Raw genomic sequence first — 20,511 nt, forward strand, 5'->3', positions numbered from 1 at the left:
GATGCTGTAGGCGACGCCGTCCCGCACCCGCCCGAGCAGGGGGTGCAACGCCACCGCCAGGTCGACGAGCAGCAGGAAGCGGTGGTGGCCGCCCCGCAGATGCGCCCGCTCGTGGGCCAGCAGGACCTCGCGCTCGCGCGCGTCGAGCGCGGCGAGCATCCCCTCGGTGACCACGATCCGGCTGCGCCGACCCGCCGGGACGGCGTACGCGTCGGGGCGCGCGTCCGGCAGCACGAGGAGTTCGCCCTTCTCCGGCGCGCATCTGACGAGCCGTCGGGCGGCGGCGTGGTCGCGGAGGTGACGGACCGTCACCCGCGCCGCCCGCGCCGCGAGGACGGCCAGCAACACCGCCGCGACCATCCCCACCGGGACGATCGCGGCCGGGTCCAGGTGCCTGGCCACCGGCAGGTCGAGGTGGCCCAGGGCGGCCACGAAGGGCAGGTGCAGCAGGCCCGCCAGGGCCAGCAGGCCCAGCGCCGTCGTGCTCGCCCCCGCCGCGCCGACGGCCGTCGCCGTGAACAGCCAGGCGGCCAGCCGCGGCGGCAGCCGGTCCGGAAGGGTGCGCAGCAGCGGCAGCGCCAGCAGCAGCGGCAGTACCAACGGGGCCCAGACGTCGACGATCACGCGGGCTCGTCCTCTCCCGCCGTGGCGAGGAGACTGCGCAGCAGCCGCTCGTCTTCGGCGCTGAGGCCCGAGACGAAGCGGGCCAGGACGCTGTGCCGGTCCGTCTCCTTCTCCAGCTCGGACCGCATCCGCCGGGCCGCGAGCGCGGGCGCGTCGCGGCCGTCCTCGGCGGGGGCGTAGGCGAACGCCCGGCCCGCCCGACTGCGGACGACGACACCCTTCTCCAGCAGCCGGGCCAGGATCGTGTTGACGGTCGTCCGGGCCAGACCGCCGCCCAGCGCGCGCTGGATGTCCGCGGGCGTCAGCGGCCCGTCCCCCGCCCAGAGCACGCCGAGCACCCCGGCCTCCAGCTCCCCGGGGTGACGTCGCTGCGGGCCGACCGCACCGGACTCGCTCACGGAACCGCCGCCTCCCTTTCTCCCGTCCCTGCTTCCATCCACTACAGTGACCGGGAACGACTACACGTATGTAGACGATAAACCCGACCCCCGGCGGACCGAACCAGTGTCCACCATCCGCAGGAGCGTGACCCCCATGGCCCCGGACCCCACGGGCACCCACCAGCTCGCGGTGAACCTGCTCGATGCGAACTCGCTGCTGGCCGCGTTCGGCGCGATCGGCATCCTGGTCGTCCTCTTCGCCGAGACCGGCCTGCTGGTCGGCTTCTTCCTCCCCGGCGACTCGCTGCTGTTCACGGCCGGCCTGCTCTGCACCACCAGCAAGAACGGCGTCCACCTCAACCTGGCCTCGGTGCTGGTCTGCGCGGTCGCGGGTGCGCTGATCGGCGCGCAGGTGGGGTACGTGATCGGCCGGAAGGGCGGCCGGGCGCTGCTCAACCGCAGCAGCAACAAGCACCTGCAGCAGGGCGCGGCCCGGGCCGAGGAGATCCTGGCGAAGTACGGCTACGCCAAGGCGATCGTCCTGGCCCGCTTCATCCCCGTGGTGCGCACCGTGCTCAACCCGATGGCCGGCGCGCTCAACGTGCCGGTGCGGACGTTCACCCTGTGGCAGGTCGTCGGCGGCCTGCTCTGGTCCGTCGGCGTGACGCTGGCCGGGTACGCGCTGGGGTCGAGCATCCCGAGCATCGACAAGTACCTGCTGCCGATCATCGCCCTGATCGTGGTGATCTCGGTCATCCCGATCGGCCTGGAACTCCTGCGCGCCCGCCGCCGTGGCGCCGAAGCGGCCGCCGACGCTGACGCCGCGTCAACTCCCGGCCCGCAGGCGCCGGGCGCGGCGCCCACCACCTCCCACCACCGCAAGTGACGACCGGAGCCCTCCGCACGTGACCATCCTCGCCCTGACCGGCCCGTCCATCGACGGCGGGCTCTACACCTGGTTCCAGCAGCAGGCGCAGACCTCGCCGGCCTGGTTCGACGACCTGATCTCCTGGTACGCGAGCTACGGGCTCGGCCTGTACGCGCTGATGATGATCTGGTGCTGGTGGCGCGCCCGCCAGGCGCGCGACCCGCGCGCCATGGCCATGGCCCTGTTCGTGCCGGTGGCCGTGGTGGCGGCCTACGTGGTGAACGACATCGTCAAGAGCATGTTCACCGAGGTCCGCCCCTGTCAGGCGATCGCGGGTGAGATCACCCTGCAGCCGTGTCCCGGGGTGGGCGACTGGTCCTTCCCGAGCAACCACTCCGCGATCGCCGCGGCGGCCGCGGCGGCGATCTGGCTGATCAGCCGCCGGCTCGGGATCATCGCCTCGCTGCTGGCCCTGGTCATGGCGTTCTCCCGGGTCTGGGTCGGCGCGCACTATCCCCACGACGTGATCGTCGGCCTGGTGGTGGGTGCGGTCGTCGGCGCGCTGGTGGAGCTGCTGGCCCGCAGGTTCGCACCCCCGCTGGTCGTCCGCCTCCAGGGCGGCGCCCTCCGTCCGCTGCTGACCGCGTAGCGCAACCCCAGGGGCGCGAGGAACTGCGCGAGCAAGCCACCACCCGGGCAGGTCCGTCCCCGTCAAAGGGCCGAACCTCCCCGGGTGGTGTGTTGCTCGCGCCGTTCCTCGCGCCCCTGGGGGGCGGCGCCTACCAGGCCCGGTGGGCCCTGCGGTTCGCGCGTTCGACGCGGGCGCGCTTCACCGTGCGGAACCGCCGGGCCACCTGGCGGGCCAGGTCCGCCGCGCCCACCATGCCGGCCTCGTTGCCCAGTTGGGCCAGGACGATCTCGGCCTCGGGCCGGAACCCGCGCCCGGTGAGGTTGCGCCGGAAGGCCTCCCGGGCCGGCCCGATGAGCAGTTCGCCCGCCGCCGAGACGCCGCCGCCGATGACGAAGCGTCCGGGGTCCAGCGCGGCGGCGAGGTTGGCGATGCCGAGGCCCAGCCAGGTGCCGATCTCCTGCAGCAGCTCGACCGCCACCGCGTCGCCCGCCCTGGCGGCCTCCGTCACCAGCGGGCCGGTGATGGCCGCGACGTCCCCGCCGACGCGGTCGAGCAGCGGCTGCGCCACCGGCGACTCGGCCGCCGCCAGTTCCCGCGCCTCGCGGACCAGGGCGTTGCCCGAGGAGTACTGCTCCCAGCAGCCCCGGTTGCCGCAGGGGCAGCGCAGGCCGCCGGGGACGACGGTCATGTGGCCGAACTCCCCCGCCGTGCCCCAGCGTCCGCGCTCCAGCCGGCCGTCGCGGACGATGGCGCCGCCGATACCGGTGCCGAGGTTGACCATGACCAGGTGGTCCTCGCCCGCGCCCGCGCCGAAGCGCCACTCGGCCCAGGCCGCGGCGTTGGCGTCGTTCTCGACGACGACCGGCAGCCGGAGCCGCTCGCTCAGCGCGGCCTGCAGCGGCTCGTTGCGCCAGGACAGGTGGGGGGCGAACAGCACCCGGGCCCGGTCCGCGTCCACGAATCCGGCCGCGCCGATGCCCACGGCGTGGACGTCGTGACGGTCCGCCAGCTCCAGCACCAGCTCGGTGATGACGTCCTCGACGACCTTCGGCGACTTGGACCGGTCGGGAGTCTCGGTGCGCAGCTGCTCGACGATGCGCCCCTCGCCGTCCACCAACCCGGCCGCGATCTTCGTGCCGCCGATGTCGATGCCGACGGTCGGCAGCCGCAGTGCCGCCTTGCGGTGGGCGCTGCGGCGCTCGGCCGTGGTCCACTGGCTGCGGCGGGCGTAGCCGCCGGCGGTGCTGCTCACGAGGCGTCAGTTCCGTTCTGTCGGCGGCCGGGTAGCTGACTGCCCCGGCCGGTTCGTCGCCGCCTCCATTCTGGCGGCGGTCCGCCCCCGCCCGCGCACCGGCCCACGCGGGCGCGTCGCTGGGAGGCCCTGTTGCCGTGTCCGGACAGGTTCGCCGGGTTGCGGTGTCCGGCGCTGGGGGCACCCCCGGGCGAAGGCTGCGGGAAGATCGCAAGACGGAGGGTCGCCCTCGTACCGGATGTACTCGGGCGCCCGACAACGCGGCGTGGGGGCACCCCCGGCCGAAGGCTGGGGGACTGGCGTGCCGGGCGCCGCAACCCGGTGGACCTGTCCCGGCACGGCACTAGCTCAGTTCGAGCGCCAGGAAGAAGTCGACGCGGTCCTCCAGGCGGGAGAGGTCACGGCCCGTCAGTTCCTCGATGCGGCCGATACGGTAGCGCAGGGTGTTGACGTGGACATGGAGGGCGGCGGCGCAGCGGGTCCAGGAGCCGTCGTACTGGAGGAACGCCTCCAGGGTGCGGACTAGGTCCGCCTGGTGTTCGAGGTCGTAGGAGACGACCCGGTCCAGCAGCCGGGACCGGAAGGCCCGGCGGACCTCGTCCGGCACGGCGGCCAGCAGCAGGACGTGGGAGGCGAGTTCCTCCGGACCGGCGACGGTCACCTTGCCGACGCGGGAGGCGGCGATGCGGCGGGCGTGGCGGGACTCCTCCAGCGCGCCGCGCAGCGCTCCCGCGCCGGCGGCCGGGGCGCTGGCGCCGAGCACGAGGCGTCCCTCCGGGCCGAGGCCGGCGTCCAGGGGGGCGAGCAGCGCGGCCAGCCGCTGGGACGCGGGCTCGTCGCCCTCCTCGGCGGGCAGCAGCGCGATCGCGGCCGGGCCGGTGCCGCCGACGAGCACCCGGTCGTCGACGCCGGTCAGCGCCTCCTCCAGGGCGTCGCGGGCGGTGGACTCGGGCACCGCCACGCCTTCGGCGGAGGCGACGACCCAGGCCTGCGGCGCGGGGCGGTCGGTGAGCGTCATGGCGTGGGCGGCGTCCAGGGCGCGCTGCAGTTCGTCCGGCGGGGCGTCGTGGCCGAGCAGCGTGAAGACCTCGTCGGCCAGGTGCGCGCGGAGCTTGCGGCCCTCGTCGCGGCGGGCGCGCTCGGCGGCGACGAGACGGGCCAGGTTCTCGGCGAGCTGCTGCCGCTTGGGGGTCCACTCGGTCAGGTCGCCCTCGATGACGAGGATCCACTGCGCCAGTGCGGTGCCTTCCGGCACGGGCAGCAGCGAGAACTGACGCATGCCCACCTTCGTGCGCGAGGACGGCACCGGCCGCCGCCGCTGGGCGTCGAGGTGGGCGCGGACGAGGTGGTCCCGCTCGGCCCGGGTCAGCCCGGCAGCGGGCCCGGCGATGACGCGCGCCGTGGGGGTGAGCACCCAGCAGTCCAAGTCGACGTCGCCGCCGAGAAGTTCGAGCACGGCGTCGAGCCCGGCGCCGCCGGCGCCGGAGACCAGCAGCCGGTGCCGTTCGACGAGCGCGTTCAGGTCCGCGGCCCGGTCGGCGGAGACCTGCCGCACGACGAACTCGGTGAGCGAGGCGAAGGCGACGTCCTCGCCGACCGCGAAGAGCGGCATGCGATGGCGGGCGCAGGCGTCGATCAGGTCCTGCGGCACGGGACCGACCTCCGCCTCCCCGGCGGCGAGCCCGACCGCCCCGGCTCCGGCGATGCCCCGGACGAAGCGCTCGCTGTCCTCGGGGTCGGCGCGCCAGAGCATGCCGGTGAGGACGAGTTCGCCGCCGTGCAGGTAGCGGGAGGGGTCCTTCAGGTCGGTGGTCATGACCCCCGTGACCACCCGGTCGAGCTCCCCCTCGCCCGCGAGCAGGCGCACCCGAGGTGCGGTGGGGGCTAGCAGCGCGCCGATGCGCACGTCGGTTACCTCCGGGTTCAGGCGGATTGGGGGGTCCGCAGGAACCGTACCCGACGCGAGGGCGGCTGATTCTTGCACGGCGGCGAGCCACAGCCCGACGCGTCTGCGCGAGTGCGCGCGGGGCATGGACGCCCCGTGCGCACCCGCGCAGGGGTCTCAGGCCGTCAGGCCGCGCCGCTTCAGGAGGGGCTCGATCTCGGGGGCGCGGCCGCGGAACGCGGCGAACGCGGTCAGGGGGTCGGCGCTGCCGCCGCGCGAGAGCAGCTCGCGGCGGAAGATCTCGCCGGACTCCCGCACGGTCTTGCCGTTCGTCCGGAACCACTCCACCGTGTCCGCGTCCAGCACCTCGGACCAGATGTAGCCGTAGTACCCGGCCGCGTAGCCGCCCGCGAAGATGTGGGCGAAGTAGCCGGTGCGGTAGCGCGGCGGGATGGACGGGTGGGCCAGGCCCCACCGCTCCAGCGCGGCGCGCTCGAACGCCACCGCGTCCGCCACCGGCTCCGCGTCCGCGGCGCGGGTGTGCCAGGTCCAGTCGAGCAGCGCCGCGGCCAGGTACTCCACGGTGCGGAAGCCCTCGCCGAACCGGTCGGCCTCCTGCAGCTTCCGGACCAGCTGCGGGGACATGGGCTCACCGGTGAGGTGGTGGCGGGCGTAGGTGGCCATCACCTCGGGCCAGTCCCGCCACATCTCGTTGACCTGCGAGGGGTACTCGACGAAGTCCCGCGGCACCTCGGTCCCGGCGAGGGACGGGTAGGTCACGTCGGAGAACAGCCCGTGCAGGGCGTGGCCGAACTCGTGGAAGAGGGTGCCGACCTCGTCCCAGGTCAGCAGGACCGGCTCGCCCGCCGGGGGCTTGGCGATGTTGAGGTTGTTGACGACGACCGGCTTCTGGCCCAGCAGCCGGGACTGCTGCACCAGTTCGTTCATCCACGCGCCGCCCCGCTTGGACTCGCGGGCGTGGAAGTCGCCGATGAACAGGCCGAGTCGGCTGCCGTCCTCGTTGAAGACCTCGAAGACCCGGGCGTCCGGGTGATAGGCCGTCAGGTCGGGCCGCTCCTCGAAGCGGATGCCGTACACCAGGCCCGCGGCGTGGAAGACGCCGTCGCGCAGCACCGACTCCAGCTCCAGGTACGGGCGCAGGGCGGAGGCGTCGACGTCGAAGCGCTCCTTGCGGACCTTCTCCGACCAGTACTGCCAGTCGGCGGCGTCGATCACGTCCACGCCCGCGGCCCGGGCCAGCGCCGCGCCCTCGGCGTCGGCGTTGCGCACGGCGGGGGCGACCAGCCCGCCGAGCATGCCCTCGACGGCCTCGGTGGTCTTCGCGGTCTGGTCGGCGACCTCCCAGGCGGCGTGCGAGTCGAAGCCGAGCAGCGCCGCGCGCTCGGCGCGCAGCGCGGCGGCCTTGATCGCCAGCGGGCCGTTGCTCTCGATGCCGCGGGCGAGGGACGCCTCCAGCAGGCGACGGCGAAGCGCCGGGTCGGCGAGCGAGGCGAGCTCGGTCTGGTTGGAGAAGTTCTTCAGGCTGAGGACGTACTTGCCGTCCTTGCCAAGGGACTTGGCGTTCTCCGCGGCAGCGGCGATCTCGTCCTCGGGCAGGCCGGCCAGTTCCTCCGCGCTGTCGAGGACCAGGGCGGCGGCGCGGGTGTCGGCGAAGACGTTCTGCTCGAACGCCGTGGTGACCGCGGCGATTTCGGCGTTGAGCTCGCGCAGCCGGTCCTGCTGGGCCGCGTCGAGGCGGGCACCGGAGCGGACGAAGCGGGCGTGGTAGCGCTCGAGCAGCCGCAACTGCTCGGCGTCCAGGCCGAGTTCGGCGCGCTGCGCGTGGAGGGCGTCGATCCGCGCGAAGAGCGCCGGGTCGAGATGGATGGCGTCCTCGTGGGCGGCGAGCCGCGGGGACAGCTCGGCCTCCAGCTCCTGCAGGTAGGGGGTGGTGTCGGCGCTGGTCTTGTTGAAGAACACGAGGGCGACGCGGCGCAGGGTGGCTCCGCTGCGCTCCAGCGCCTCGACGGTGTTGGCGAAGGTCGGGGACTCGGTGCTGGCGCCGATGGCGGCGGTCTCCTGCAGCTGCTCGGCCATGCCCTGCTCGAAGGCGGGCAGGTAGTGCTCCTCGCGGATCTCCGCGAAGGGCGGCAGTTGGTAGGGCAGGGTGCTGGCCCGGAAGAACGGGTTGGCGGCGGTGGCATTGGTCACGGGGAGACACTACGCCCAGTGGTGGCACCGGGGCCGGGGAATTCACCCGCTGTCACCCGCACGTGCAGCTGCCGGACGCCTTGGAGAAAAGTACAGCCGGGCGGGTGACGCCGTCCCGCGTTCTTCATGCCATCAGTGACTGACGCCACACCGCCGGGGAGACGTGTACTACTGCCAACCTCCCCGGTGCCGCATCTCTCGACACACCCTCACACCCGTCAGTCAGTCAGGAGAGTGATCCCCCGCATGGAGTTCCTCCGGCCCGCCACCTGGGACGAGGCGCTCGCGGTGAAGGCCGAGAACCCCGCCGCGCTGCCGATCTCCGGTGGCACGGACGTCATGGTCGAGCTCAACTTCGACCGTCACCGGCCGCCCGCGCTGCTCGACCTCAACCGCATCACCGAGCTCACCGACTGGGAGCGCGACACCTTCGCGGGCCAGGAGGGCGAGGTCATCCGCCTCGGCGCGGCCGTGCCCTACGCCCGGATCACCCGCGAACTGTCCGACGCCCTGCCCGGGTTGGCCCTGGCGGGCAACACCGTGGGCTCGCCCCAGATCCGCAACCGCGGCAGCGTCGGGGGCAACCTCGGCGCCGCCTCCCCCGCCGGCGACTCGCACCCCGCGCTGCTCGCCGCCGGCCGCGACGTGCTGGTGGAGGCCGAGTCCGTGCGCGGCACCCGGCTCATCCCGATCGACGAGTTCTACGTCGGCGTCAAGCGCAACAGCCTGGAGCCGGACGAGCTGATCCGCGCCGTCCGGATCCCGGTCGCGGACGGCCCACAGCAGTTCTCGAAGATCGGCACCCGCAACGCCATGGTCATCGCGGTCTGCGCCTTCGGCTTCGCCCTGCACCCGAAGAACGGGACGGTCGGCACCGGCATCGGCTCCGCCGCCCCCACCCCGCGCCGCGCGGTGGCCGCCGAGGAGTTCCTCGCGGGCGAGCTGGCGGAGCGCGACCTCTGGCACACCGGCGGCCTGATCAAGCCCGCCGCGATCCAGCGCTTCGGCGAACTCGTCGCCGAGGCCTCCTCCCCGATCGACGACGTCCGGGGCAGCGCCGCCTACCGGCGGCACGCGCTGGCGGTCATGGCCCGCCGCACCCTGACCTGGGCCTGGAACGAGTACACGCAGTCCCTGAGGAGCGCCGCATGAGGGTCACCTTCACCGCCAACGGCCGGCCCGTCGAGGCGGACGACGTCTGGGAGGGGGAGAGCCTGCTCTTCATGCTGCGCGAGCGGCTCGGCCTGCCCGGCTCCAAGAACGCCTGCGAGCAGGGCGAGTGCGGCTCCTGCACGGTCTACCTCGACGGTTCCCCGGTCTGCTCCTGTCTGGTCGCCGCCGGCCAGGTGCAGGACCGCGAGGTGCGCACCGTCGAGGGCCTGACCGACGCGGACGGCGGCCTCGACCCGGTGCAGCAAGCCTTCGTGGACGCCGGCGCCGTCCAGTGCGGCTTCTGCACCCCCGGCCTGCTGGTGCAGACCCACGACCTGCTGGAACGGACCCCGTCCCCCAGCGACAACGACATCCGCGAGGCGCTCAGCGGCAACCTGTGCCGCTGCACCGGCTACGAGAAGATCATGGACGCGGTGCGGCTGGCCTCGGCCCGGAAGTGCGCCAACGGCGTGGAAGGGGCGCACAAGTGACGACCCGTTCGACCGGTACCCGCTCGCCCCAGGGCGAGAAGAACCTGCAGAAGATCAGCACCCGCCACCCGGACGGCATCGGCGCCAGCCCGCTGCGCCCCGACGGCATCCTCAAGGTCAAGGGCGAGTTCGCCTACTCCTCCGACCTGTGGCACGAGGACATGCTCTGGGGCATGGCGCTGCGCTCCCCGCACGCCCACGCCCGGATCCTCTCCATCGACACCAGCAAGGCCCTCGCCCACCCGGGGGTCTACGCGGTGCTGACCCACGAGGACGTCCCCGGCTCCAAGTACTACGGCCTGGAGATCAAGGACCAGCCGGCCATCGCCTTCGGCAAGGTCCGCTACCACGGCGAGGCCGTGGCCCTGGTCGCCGCCGACCACCCGGAGACGGCCCGGCGCGCCCTGGAGAAGATCGTCGTCGAGTACGAGGTGCTGCCGACGATCACCACCGAGGAGCAGTGCCTCGACCCCGAGCGGTACGGCTACGTCCACGAGCCGAGCGAGTACAAGGCCCACGCGAGCGGCAACGTCGTCCACTCGCAGCGGATCGTCTCCGGCCGCGGCGTCACCGACGAGGTCCGGGCGCAGGCGGACGTCGTGGTCCGCGGCGAGTACGAGGTCGGCATGCAGGACCAGGCCTTCCTGGGCCCCGAGTCCGGGCTCGCCGTTCCCGCCGAGGACGGCGGCATCGACCTCTACATCGCCACCCAGTGGCTGCACGTGGACCGCGAGCAGATCGCGCCGGTGCTCGGCCTGCCGGAGGAGAAGGTCCGGCTGACGCTGGCCGGCGTCGGCGGCGCCTTCGGCGGCCGCGAGGACCTGTCCATGCAGATCCACGCCTGCCTGCTGGCGCAGCGCACCGGACGGCCCGTCAAGATCGTGTACTCGCGCGAGGAGTCCTTCTTCGGCCACGTCCACCGCCACCCGGCCAAGCTGACCTACGAGCACGGCGCGACCCGCGACGGCAGGCTGGTGTACTGCGAGGCCCGCATCGTGCTGGACGGCGGCGCGTACGCGTCCGCGTCCCCCGCGGTCGTCGGCAACGCGTCCTCCCTGGGCATGGGCCCCTACGTGGTGCCCAACGTCGAGATGAACGCCATCGCCCTCTACAGCAACAACCCCTCCTGCGGCGCGATGCGCGGTTTCGGGGCGGTCCAGGCCTGCTTCGCCTACGAGGCGCAGATGGACAAGCTCGCCGCCGAGCTGGGCATGGACCCGGTGACGCTGCGTCAGCTCAACGCCGTCGAGCAGGGTTCGGTCATGCCGACCGGCCAGGAGATCGACTCCCCCGCGCCGGTGGCCGACCTGCTGCGCCGGGTCAAGGACCTGCCGCTGCCGCCGCCGCTGGACACCGAGCACCTCGACATCCGCGAGGTCCCGGGCGCGCTGTCCAACACCTCGCACGGCGAGGGCATCGTGCGCGGCGTCGGCTACGCCGTCGGCATCAAGAACGTCGGCTTCAGCGAGGGCTTCGACGACTACTCGACCGCGCGGGTGCGGCTGGAGGTCATCGGCGGCGAACCCGTGGCGATGGTGCACACGGCCATGGCCGAGGTCGGCCAGGGCGGCGTCACCGTGCACGGCCAGATCGCCCGCACCGAACTGGGCGTCGAGCACGTCACCATCCACCCGGCCAACACCGAGGTGGGCTCGGCCGGTTCGACCTCCGCCTCGCGGCAGACCTACATGACCGGCGGCGCCGTGAAGCTGGCCTGCGAGGCCGTCCGCAACGAGGTCTTCGCGCGCGGGCGCGCCCGCTACGGCTGGACGTACAACGACCTGTCCCTGATCGGCGGCAAGGTCGTCTCCGCCGCGGCCGGCGTGCTGGTGCCACTGGTGGACCTGCTCGGCGACGAGGCCGTCGAGTGCACCCGCGAGCACCACCACCGGCCCACCGTGCCCTTCGACAAGGTCACCGGCCAGGGCTTCGGCCACGTCCAGTACACCTTCTGCGCCCACCGCGCCGTAGTGGACGTGGACGTCGAGCTGGGCCTGGTCAAGGTGGTGGAGCTGGCCGCCTGCCAGGACGTGGGCAAGGCGCTCAACCCGCTGTCGGTGGTCGGCCAGATCCAGGGCGGCTCCACGCAGGGCCTGGGCCTGGCCGTGATGGAGGAGATCATCGTCAAGGACGGGAAGGTCAGGAACCCCTCCTTCACCGACTACCTGATCCCGACCATCCTGGACACCCCGCCGCAGCCGGTGGAGATCCTCGAACTCGCCGACGAGCACGCCCCCTACGGGCTGCGCGGCGTCGGCGAGGCGCCCACCCTGTCGTCCACGCCCGCGATCGTCGCCGCGATCCGCCAGGCGACCGGACTCGCGCTGAACCGCGTCCCCGTCCGCCCCGAGCACCTGACCGGGACGGCCCCGGCCGAATAGGCCGGACCGACCAGCGGACTGAGGGACCGTCATGACTCCCCGGGGCAGCGGCAGCAACGCCGAAGTCTTCCCCGCCGTCGCCCCGGGGCGCTCCACCGCAGCATCGCTGCACCGCACCTCGCACCGGAAACACCGCGCGCCGCACCGTCCCCTGCACCCCGACCAGACGAGGGTCACCAGGCCGGCCGCCCCACCCCAACCCCCTACGAAACTTGGGAGTGGAGAACCGTGACCCAGATCCCCACGGAATCCCCGGCAAGACCCGACGCCCTCCAGCCGCAGCCCGCCCGCGGCCGGTTCCCGGCGCTGGACCGCTATTTCAGGATCACCGAACGCGGCTCCTCGCTCGCCCGCGAACTGCGCGGCGGCCTGACCACGTTCATGGCGATGGCCTACATCCTGCTGCTCAACCCGATCATCCTGTCCGTGGCGGACGTGGGCGGGCACCACCTCGGCCACGCCCAGGTCACCACGGCGACGGCGGCCGCGGCGGCGGTCACGACCATCCTGCTGGGCGTGGTCGGCAACGCTCCGCTGGCGGCGGCGGCCGGACTGAGCGTCAGCAGCACGCTGGCGGTCGTCATGGTGCCGCACGTGACCTGGCCGCAGGCGATGGGCCTGTGTGCGATCTACGGCTTCCTGATCGTGCTCATGGTCGTCTCCGGACTCCGCGAGAAGATCATGAACGGCATCCCGCTGCCGCTCAAGCACGCCATCACCATCGGCATCGGCCTGTTCATCGCCCTGATCGGCCTGGTCAACGCCGGCTTCGTGAGCCGGGTCCCGGACGCCGACCACTCGGACAGCCCGGTGCAGCTGGGCTCGATCGGCAACCTGACCGGCTGGCCGGTCGTGGTCTTCGCGGTGACGCTGCTGACCATCTTCGTGCTGCAGACCCGGAAGGTCCCCGGCGCCATCCTGATCGGCATCGTCGCCGGGACGGTCCTGTCGGTGGTCCTCAACGCGGTGGTCGACATCCCGGCGGCGGCCTGGGGCCTGTCGGTGCCCTCCTGGCCCGGGAACCCCATCGCCGCACCGGACTTCGGCCTGTTCGGGCACGTGGACCTGTTCGGGGCCTTCGGCTCCCACGGCATGGGCGCGCTCAGCGCCGGCTTCGCGGTCTTCACGCTGGTCCTGGCCGGTTTCTTCGACGCCATGGCCACCATCATCGGCATCGGCACCGAGGCCGGGCTCGCCGACGAGCAGGGCCGGATGCCGGGCCTGTCCAAGGCGCTGTTCATCGACGGCGCGGGCGGCATGATCGGCGGCGTCGCCGGCGCCTCCGGGCAGACCGTCTTCATCGAGTCCGCGACCGGCGTCGGCGAGGGCGCCCGGACCGGACTGAGCAGCGTGGTCACCGGTCTGGTCTTCGCGCTGATGCTGTTCTTCACCCCGCTGGCGGGCATGGTCCCCGGCCAGGTCGCGGCCGCGGCCCTGGTCGTGATCGGCTCGATGATGCTGAGCCAGGCCCGGCACATCGAGTGGGCGGACCGCGAGGTGGCCATCCCGGCCTTCCTGACGGTGGTGCTGATGCCCTTCACCTACTCCATCACCGCGGGCGTCGGCGCCGGCGTCGTCGCCTGGTGCGTCATCAAGGCGGGCCGGGGCCGGTGGCGCGAGCCGGGCCTGCTGATGTGGGCGCTGACGGCCGTGTTCCTGGTCTTCTTCGCCCTCCACCCGATCAAGCTCTGGCTCGGCGTGAGCTGACCCGTCGTCAACAACGGCCGGCACCCCGGCCACGGACCTTCGAAGGAGCGGAGACCCACCATGCAGGACATCGCCGAGCAGCTGTACCGCTGGCACGCGGCGGGCCGCACCTTCGCCGTGGCCACGGTCGTGGCCGTCTCCGGGAGCGCCCCGCGCGACCCGGGGGCGGCCCTCGCCGTCGACGCAGACGGCGAGGCGCTGGGCAGCGTCAGCGGCGGCTGCGTCGAGGGCGCGGTCTACGAGCTGTGCCAGGAGGCGCTGCGGACCGGCGAGGCCGGCCTGCACCGATTCGGCTACAGCGACGAGGACGCCTTCGCCGTCGGCCTGACCTGTGGCGGCGTCATCGACGTGTACGTGCAGCCGGTGCTCCCGGGCGCCGACCCCGGTCTGGACGCGGCCCTGACCTACCTGGACTCGCGCACCCCGGTCGCCCTGGTCCGCCGACTTTCCGGCCCCGCACGGGCGCTGGCCGTCACGGCGGACGCGGTGCACGGATCGCTGGAGCAGTGGGAGCGGGAGGTCACGGCGGAGGCCCGGGCCATGCTGGACGCCGGGCGGACGGGCATGCTGACGCTGCCCTGCGCGCCGGAACTCCCCTTCTTCGTCGAGTCCTACGCCCCCGCGCCGCGGCTCGTCGTCTTCGGCGCCATCGACTTCGCGGGCGCGGTCGCCCGCATCGGCAAGTTCCTCGGCTTCGACGTGACCGTCTGCGACGCCCGCCCCGTCTTCGCCACGCCGCGCCGCTTCCCGGACGCGGACCGGGTGGTGGTCGACTGGCCGCACCGCTACCTCGACGCGGAGGTCGCGGCGGGGCGGGTCGACGGACGAACCGCCCTGTGCGTGCTGACCCATGACCCCAAGTTCGACATCCCGCTGCTGGAGCGGGCACTGCGCCTGCCGCTCGGCTTCGTCGGCGCGATGGGCTCCCGCCGCACCCACGCCGACCGGATGGCCCGACTCCGGGAAGCGGGGCTGACCGAGGTCGAACTGCACCGGCTCCGCTCCCCCATCGGCCTCGACCTCGGCGCCCGCACCCCGGAGGAGACGGCGGTCTCCGTCGCCGCGGAGATCGTCTCCACGGTCCGCGGCGGTTCCTGTCTCCCCCTCAGCGCCCACGACGGCCCGATCCACCACGACCACGACCTGCGGTCGACACGGAGCCACGCCCCCGCGCGCGAGGGAGCGGCGACCCGCCGGATCGCCTGAGCGCGCTACGCGCTGCGCGCTGCGCGCTGCCCACTGCGACGGCAGCGGTGCCGGCAGGGCGGATCGTCTGAGCAAGGCGCGGCGGCAGCGATGCGGGTGGGATTCGGGTTCGGGTGGGATTCGGGTTCGGGTGGGATTCGGGTTCGGGTGGGATTCGGGTGAGGTAGCCGCGGGACGCATGCAACGGCATTGAGGGGGACGCGATCTGACTCGCCGTGCTGCTCGCTCCGCTCGCCGAAAGACGCAGCTACGGAAGCGGCGGCAACGGCGACCCGCCATCGCCGGCCTCCCCCGAGCCGCCGCCACCGGCCTCCGGCTGGCCTCCCTGGCGGGTTGGCGACAGATCAGCCCAATCCCCCGACAACCCACCAACCCCCACCCCTCCCCCGCGCCGCCGACCCAGGCCGCGCCCCACCAGCCACCCCACCCTCACCCGACCCGGCCAGGACCACACCCCATGGCGGGTTGACGACAGATCAGCCCAATCCCCCGACAACCCGCCAACCCCCACCCCCTCCCCCGCGCCGCCGACACCGACCGCGCCCCACCAGCCACCCCACCCTCACCCGACCCGGCCAGGACCACACCCCATGGCGGGTTGACGACAGATCAGCCCAATCCCCCGACAACCCGCCAACCCCCACCCCCTCCCCCGCGCCGCCGACACCGACCGCGCCCCACCAGCCACCCCACCCTCACCCGACCCGGCCAGGACCACACCCCGTGGCGGGTTGGCGACAGATCAGCCCAATCCCCCGACAACCCGCCAACCCCCACCCCCTCCCCCGCGCCGCCGACACCGACCGCGCCCCACCAGCCACCCCACCCTCACCCGACCCGGCCAGGACCACACCCCATGGCGGGTTGACGACAGATCAGCCCAATCCCCCGACAACCCGCCAACCCCCACCCCCTCCCCCATCGTCGGCGACGGCGGTTCAGGCCGACGCGCCCGCTCCCGTAGTTGCGTCTTTTCCGCGAGCGGAGCGAGCAGCACGGCGAGTCAGATCGCGCGCCCACGAATGCCGTTGCATGCGTGGCGCGTCCCCACCTCCCCGGACCTGTCCGCAGCACCCGTGCGAGTATCAGGTCATGGAGGTCATGGAGGTCACAAAGGCCATGAAGGCCACGGAGATCGGGGAGATCGCGGAGACCGAGGACACCGTGGAGATCGCGGAGACCGAGGACACCGAGGAGACCGGGGAAACTGTGGAGATCACGACCGACCGTCTGCTGCTCCGCCGTTTCCGGGGCAGCGACGCCACCGCCCTCGCGGCGTACCGCTCCGAGCCGGAGGTCGCCCGCTACCAGGGCTGGTCGGCTCCCGTAACCCTCGACGCCGCACGCGACTTGGCGCGGGCCTTCGCCGCCGGCCGCGTCGACGAGCCGGGGTGGTTCCAGTACGCCGTGGAGTCGCGGGCGGACGGGCGGCTGGTCGGGGACATCGGGGTACGGCTGCACGAGAACCGCCGCCAGGCGGAGCTCGGGTACACGCTGGCGTCGGCGTACCAGGGGCTGGGTCTCGCGACGGAGGCCCTCGGCGCGTTGCTCACGCACCTGTTCGAGGTCCGGGGGCTGCACCGGGTCTCCGCGGAGTGCGACGTCCGCAACGAGCGGTCGGCAGCGCTGCTGCGGAGGCTGGGCTTCGTCCAGGAGGGCTGGCGGCGGCAGGCCACCTGGGTCAAGGGCGAGTGGACGGACGACCTCCTCTTCGGGCTGCTCGCCTCGGACCCGCGGCCCCGCGGGGGCCGTCCGTGAGAAACCACACCCACGCCACCGCACCCGAACTGCGGACCGCCCGCCTGCTCCTGCGCGGCCTGCGCACGGAGGACCTGGACGCCGGCCTCGCCGAGATGCACGCCGACCCGGAGGTGATGCGTTACATCAGGGACGGCTCGACCCAGGACCGCACCCAGGCGGCGCAGTTCCTCGACGCCCGCCAACGCGACTGGCAGGAGCAGGGGTTCGGGCTCTTCGCGGTGGAATCACTGGCCGACGGAGCCTTCGTGGGCTGGGTCGGGCTGGCCGTTCCGGCCTTCCTGCCGGAGATCCTGCCCGCCGTGGAGATCGGCTGGCGGCTGCGGCGGCCGTGCTGGGGCCGCGGCTACGCCACCGAGGCCGCGCGCGCCGCGCTCGCCTTCGGCTTCACGGACGCGGGCCTGGACCGGATCGTCAGCGTGCGCCACGTCGACAACTCCGCGTCCGGCCGGGTCATGGCCAAACTGGGCCTGCGGCCGGAGCGCCGGACCACCGTGCCCGGCCACGGCCGTCCGGTCGAGGTGTGCGCGATCTCCCGGCAGGAGTACCGGCGGCTCTCCCCGGTCACCGGCTGAGCAGCAGCTCCGCCGCCGCGTGGATGTCGTCGGTCAGCCGGCGGTCCTCCAGTTCCGCGGGCAGCACCTTCGCCGCCGCGGCGAGGAATTCGCGCAATTCCTCGCTCGGGGGCTGCAACTGACGCATCCGCAGGGCCCGCACCGCCGCCAGCAGTTCGCAGCCGAGGACCAACGCGGCCGGTTCCACCGCGTCGAGGAGCCGCCGGCCGCCGGTGGAGGCGAAGCTGGCGTGCTCCTCGACGCCGCGCGAGATGACGGGGTGGCCGAGGGTCACCGGCTGGGCGCCGCCGCGCAGTTCGGCGAGGGCGGACTGCGCGGCGTACTCGACGATCATGATGCCGCTGCTGCCGTCCTCGGCCACGGCCAGGAAGGGCGGCAGGCCGCCCGTGAATGAGGGTTCGACCACGACGCCGAGGCGGGCGGTGGCCAGGGAGACCGTGCCGAGCAGCGCGAGCCGGAACTGGTCCAGCGCCAGCGCCAGGGTGGCCATGTGGAATCCCCCGTGGTGCAGGTAGTCCTCGCGGCCGGGCTGGTCGGGGTCCAGGTCCAGCAGCGGGTTCTCGACCGAGGCGTTGAGCTCCACGCCGAGCACGGCGTCCAGCGCGGACCAGGAGTCGAGGGCCGCGCCGTGGACCTGCGGCAGGCAGCGGAAGCCGAAGGGGTCCTGGACGAGGACCGGACTCCAGTCCGCGCCTGTCAGCAACTGCCGCATCCGGGCGGCCGTGTGCTGGGCGCCGGGGTGGGGGCGGCGGGCGTGGACGGAGGCGGCGAAGGCCTCGGTACCGCCGCGGACGGCGGTGAGAGTGAGCGCGGCGACCAGGGGTACGCGGTCCAGCAGGCGCTTGAGGTCGGTTGCGGCCAGGGCGCTCTGACCGATCGTCAGGGCACTGGAGGACATGAGTGGCAGGGCGTCCCAGCGCGTGAGCGCGACAGGGGTGGGTGCGGACCCCCAGGCGGTCCCCGACTCGGGCTCCTGCCAAGGGAGTTCGCCGGCCAGGGTGAGGCCGAGTTCGGCGAGCGCGGTGAGATCGGCGGTGCCGATGGCGCCGAGCGCATGCACGGCGGGGAGGTGACCGGTGGCCAGGGCCTGTGCGAGGGCTTCGCCGACGCCGTCGCCGAGGGCCTGATCGGCGCCGAGGACCTGGTTGAGGCGGACCGCGAGCATGGCCCGGACCTGCTCCCGGGGCAGCAGCGGTCCGACGCCGCCGCTGTGGCTGCGCAGCAGGCGCAGGCCGTGCCGGTCGGCGGCGTCCGCCGGGATGCCGGTGGTGCGGTTGGCGCCGACGCCGGTGGTGTGGCCGTAGACGAGGCGGCGGGCGGTGACCCGCTCGGCGGCGGCCCTGGCGGCGCTGACGCGGCGTCGCGCGTCGGGGTCGACCGTCGCGACCGCCTCGCGCCGGGCCAGGGCGCTGACCTGGGCCGCGGTCAGCGAGCTGCCGTCGAGTACCAGCTCGGGGCCCTGTGGGTGCGTCATGCGCGCAGATTAGTCCGTCTGGTGCGTTCATAAATTGAAGCCGAAGGGGTAGGCGGCCTCCGTCCATACCCGGGCATGACGGTGATTTGTCTTCGGTTGGTGAAGGCATATAGTCGTTCGGTCCGGCATCAATGTTCAGGAGTCAGCGTTGACTAGCACCATCACGCCCGGCGCGCGGGCACGCGCCGCGGGAGGCGACAGCCTCGGGCACGTCATCTTCATCACCGCCGCCGCGGCCATGGGCGGCTTCCTCTTCGGCTACGACAGCTCCGTGATCAACGGCGCGGTCACCGCGATCCACGACAAGTACCAGATCGGCAGCGCCGCGCTGGCCCAGGTCGTCGCCGTCGCGCTGATCGGCAGCGCCATCGGCGCCGCGCTCGCCGGACGGCTGGCGGACCGGGTCGGACGCATCCGCGTGATGCAGTTCGCCGCCGCGCTCTTCGTCGTCAGCGCGGTCGGCTCCGCGCTGCCCTTCGCCCTGTGGGACCTGGTGCTCTGGCGCACCCTGGGCGGCATCGGCATCGGCATGGCCTCGGTGATCGGCCCCGCCTACATCGCCGAGGTCTCCCCGCCGGCGTACCGCGGCCGGCTGGCCTCCTTCCAGCAGGCCGCCATCGTCATCGGCATCGCGATCTCACAGCTCGTCAACTGGGGCATCCTCAACGCCGCCCACGGCCAGCAGCGCGGACACCTGCTCGGCCTCGAGGCCTGGCAGCTGATGCTCGGCGTGATGGTCCTGCCGGCCGCCCTCTACGGGCTGCTCTCCTTCGCGATCCCGGAGTCCCCGCGCTTCCTCATCTCCAGCGGGCGGATCGAGCGCGCCAAGCAGGTCATCGCCGAGGTCGAGGGGGACGGCACGGACCTGGACGCCCGGGTGGCCGAGATCCAGGAGGCCATGCGCAGCGAGCACCGGTCCACCTTCCGCGACCTGCTCGGCGGCCGCTTCGGGCTGCTGCCGATCGTCTGGGTGGGCATCGGGCTCTCCGTCTTCCAGCAGCTGGTCGGCATCAACGTCGCCTTCTACTACTCCTCGACGCTGTGGCAGTCGGTGGGCGTCGACCCCAACTCCTCGTTCTTCTACTCGTTCACCACCTCGATCATCAACATCGTCGGCACCGTCGTGGCCGTGCTGCTGGTGGACCGGATCGGGCGCAAGCCGCTGGCCATCGTCGGTTCGGTGGGCATGGCGCTGTCGCTGGCGCTGGAGGCCTGGGCCTTCTCGGCGCTCCACGGCGGTCGGCTGCCGCACGGTCAGGGCGTGACCGCGCTGGTCTCCGCGCACGCCTTCGTCTTCTTCTTCGCCGTCAGCTGGGGCGTGGTGGTCTGGGTGTTCCTCGGCGAGATGTTCCCCAACCGGATCCGGGCCGCCGCCCTCGGCGTGGCCGCGGCGGCGCAGTGGATCGCCAACTGGGCCATCACGGCGAGCTTCCCGAGCCTGTCGGACTGGAACCTCACCGCGACCTACACGATCTACGCGGTCTTCGCGGCGCTGTCGGTGCCCTTCGTGCTGCGCTACGTCAAGGAGACCAAGGGCAAGTCCCTGGAGGAGATGGGCTGAAGCCGGACGGTCCCGGGGCGGTGCCGCTCGGCACCGCCCCGACCCGTGTGGCCGCCCGGGCACGCCTGCCGCTAAGGTCCGTGCCTGTGCCAACGACTTCCCCGCCCGAGTCGCCGACACGGCCCGAGCCGCGCCGCACGGCGAGCGCCCCGGTCTTCGTCGACACCACCGGCCGTCGCCGCCGTCTGGTCGTCCAGGGCGGGCGCCTGCTGGCGGTCCCGGCCCTCGGATACCTCGGTCTGGTGGTGAGCACCCTGCTCGGCGGCCCCACGATCGACTCGCCGCTGCTGCCGCTGCCCGCCGCGCCCGCGCACGCGGCCGGAGGGCCGCAGCACCGGCCCGCCTTCACGGGCGG

General features: G+C 73.2%; 16 protein-coding genes and 1 pseudogene. 11 read left to right on the top strand and 6 right to left on the bottom strand.

Translation table 11 applies throughout. The annotated features are described in order from the left end of the window. A partial coding sequence (locus tag ACFP3V_RS11635; protein WP_380582720.1) for a M48 family metalloprotease occupies positions 1–624 on the bottom strand: 624 nt, incomplete at its 3' end. Then, positions 621–1,022, bottom strand: coding sequence for a BlaI/MecI/CopY family transcriptional regulator (locus ACFP3V_RS11640; protein WP_380582722.1), 402 nt, complete (start codon positions 1,020–1,022; stop codon positions 621–623). The genes ACFP3V_RS11635 and ACFP3V_RS11640, both read right to left, overlap by 4 nt. A gap of 136 nt (positions 1,023–1,158) precedes the next feature. Here ACFP3V_RS11640 and ACFP3V_RS11645 point away from each other — a divergent pair, with 136 nt between their 5' ends. Next, positions 1,159–1,890: a DedA family protein gene (locus ACFP3V_RS11645; protein ID WP_380582724.1), complete on the top strand. Its 732-nt coding sequence runs from the start codon at positions 1,159–1,161 to the stop codon at positions 1,888–1,890. Between the two features lie 19 nt (positions 1,891–1,909). Next, positions 1,910–2,521, top strand: a complete 612-nt coding sequence (locus ACFP3V_RS11650; RefSeq protein WP_380582726.1) for a phosphatase PAP2 family protein — start codon at positions 1,910–1,912, stop codon at positions 2,519–2,521. Positions 2,522–2,651: 130 nt separating this feature from the next. Here the strand turns inward: ACFP3V_RS11650 and ACFP3V_RS11655 are convergent, their stop codons facing one another. From ACFP3V_RS11655 to ACFP3V_RS11665, 3 genes are all read right to left on the bottom strand, one after another. After that, positions 2,652–3,755, bottom strand: coding sequence for an ROK family glucokinase (locus ACFP3V_RS11655; RefSeq protein WP_380582728.1), 1,104 nt, complete (start codon positions 3,753–3,755; stop codon positions 2,652–2,654). A 343-nt stretch (positions 3,756–4,098) separates the two neighbouring features. After that, positions 4,099–5,661, bottom strand: a complete 1,563-nt coding sequence (locus ACFP3V_RS11660) for a PucR family transcriptional regulator (RefSeq protein ID WP_380582730.1) — start codon at positions 5,659–5,661, stop codon at positions 4,099–4,101. A gap of 156 nt (positions 5,662–5,817) precedes the next feature. Beyond that, positions 5,818–7,851, bottom strand: a complete 2,034-nt coding sequence (locus ACFP3V_RS11665; protein ID WP_380582732.1) for a M3 family metallopeptidase — start codon at positions 7,849–7,851, stop codon at positions 5,818–5,820. Between the two features lie 246 nt (positions 7,852–8,097). Between ACFP3V_RS11665 and ACFP3V_RS11670 the strand changes: the two genes are divergently transcribed. The 7 genes from ACFP3V_RS11670 (at position 8,098) to ACFP3V_RS11700 (ending at position 17,121) form a co-directional block, all read left to right on the top strand. Next, complete coding sequence (locus tag ACFP3V_RS11670; protein WP_380582734.1) at positions 8,098–9,003, top strand: FAD binding domain-containing protein; 906 nt, start codon at positions 8,098–8,100, stop codon at positions 9,001–9,003. Then, a complete protein-coding gene (locus ACFP3V_RS11675) occupies positions 9,000–9,494 on the top strand; it encodes a (2Fe-2S)-binding protein (protein ID WP_380582736.1) in 495 nt (164 codons plus the stop codon). The genes ACFP3V_RS11670 and ACFP3V_RS11675 overlap by 4 nt, the downstream gene beginning before the upstream one ends. Positions 9,495–9,538: 44 nt before the next feature. Then, the gene (gene pucD, locus ACFP3V_RS11680; RefSeq protein ID WP_380582750.1) at positions 9,539–11,875 is read left to right on the top strand and encodes a xanthine dehydrogenase subunit D; all 2,337 of its coding nucleotides are present in this window, start codon (positions 9,539–9,541) and stop codon (positions 11,873–11,875) included. 228 nt (positions 11,876–12,103) lie between these two features. Continuing rightward, complete coding sequence (locus ACFP3V_RS11685; RefSeq protein WP_380582738.1) at positions 12,104–13,582, top strand: NCS2 family permease; 1,479 nt, start codon at positions 12,104–12,106, stop codon at positions 13,580–13,582. 60 nt (positions 13,583–13,642) lie between these two features. After that, entirely contained in the window at positions 13,643–14,788 is a 1,146-nt protein-coding gene (locus ACFP3V_RS11690; RefSeq protein WP_380582740.1) for an XdhC family protein, read from the top strand. A 1,092-nt stretch (positions 14,789–15,880) separates the two neighbouring features. Continuing rightward, positions 15,881–16,546 carry a GNAT family N-acetyltransferase gene (locus ACFP3V_RS11695; protein WP_380582742.1) on the top strand — a complete coding sequence of 222 codons (666 nt, stop codon included), beginning with the start codon at positions 15,881–15,883 and terminating at the stop codon, positions 16,544–16,546. Next, entirely contained in the window at positions 16,543–17,121 is a 579-nt protein-coding gene (locus tag ACFP3V_RS11700) for a GNAT family N-acetyltransferase (RefSeq protein ID WP_380582744.1), read from the top strand. Before ACFP3V_RS11695 ends, ACFP3V_RS11700 begins: the two co-directional genes overlap by 4 nt. On the opposite strand, the gene ACFP3V_RS11705 is transcribed toward ACFP3V_RS11700, so the two are convergent. Further along, positions 17,111–18,595: an aromatic amino acid ammonia-lyase gene (locus ACFP3V_RS11705; protein WP_380582746.1), complete on the bottom strand. Its 1,485-nt coding sequence runs from the start codon at positions 18,593–18,595 to the stop codon at positions 17,111–17,113. The two genes, ACFP3V_RS11700 and ACFP3V_RS11705, sit on opposite strands and share 11 nt — an antisense overlap. Before the next feature lie 148 nt (positions 18,596–18,743). Between ACFP3V_RS11705 and ACFP3V_RS11710 the strand changes: the two genes are divergently transcribed. Both ACFP3V_RS11710 and ACFP3V_RS11715 read left to right on the top strand, forming a co-directional pair. Continuing rightward, positions 18,744–20,156, top strand: coding sequence for a sugar porter family MFS transporter (locus tag ACFP3V_RS11710; RefSeq protein ID WP_380582748.1), 1,413 nt, complete (start codon positions 18,744–18,746; stop codon positions 20,154–20,156). Positions 20,157–20,242: 86 nt separating this feature from the next. Further along, a pseudogene (locus tag ACFP3V_RS11715) lies at positions 20,243–20,511 on the top strand (hypothetical protein); the annotation flags it as partial.

This window comes from Streptacidiphilus monticola, assembly GCF_042658505.1.
Lineage (GTDB): Bacteria > Actinomycetota > Actinomycetes > Streptomycetales > Streptomycetaceae > Streptacidiphilus > Streptacidiphilus monticola.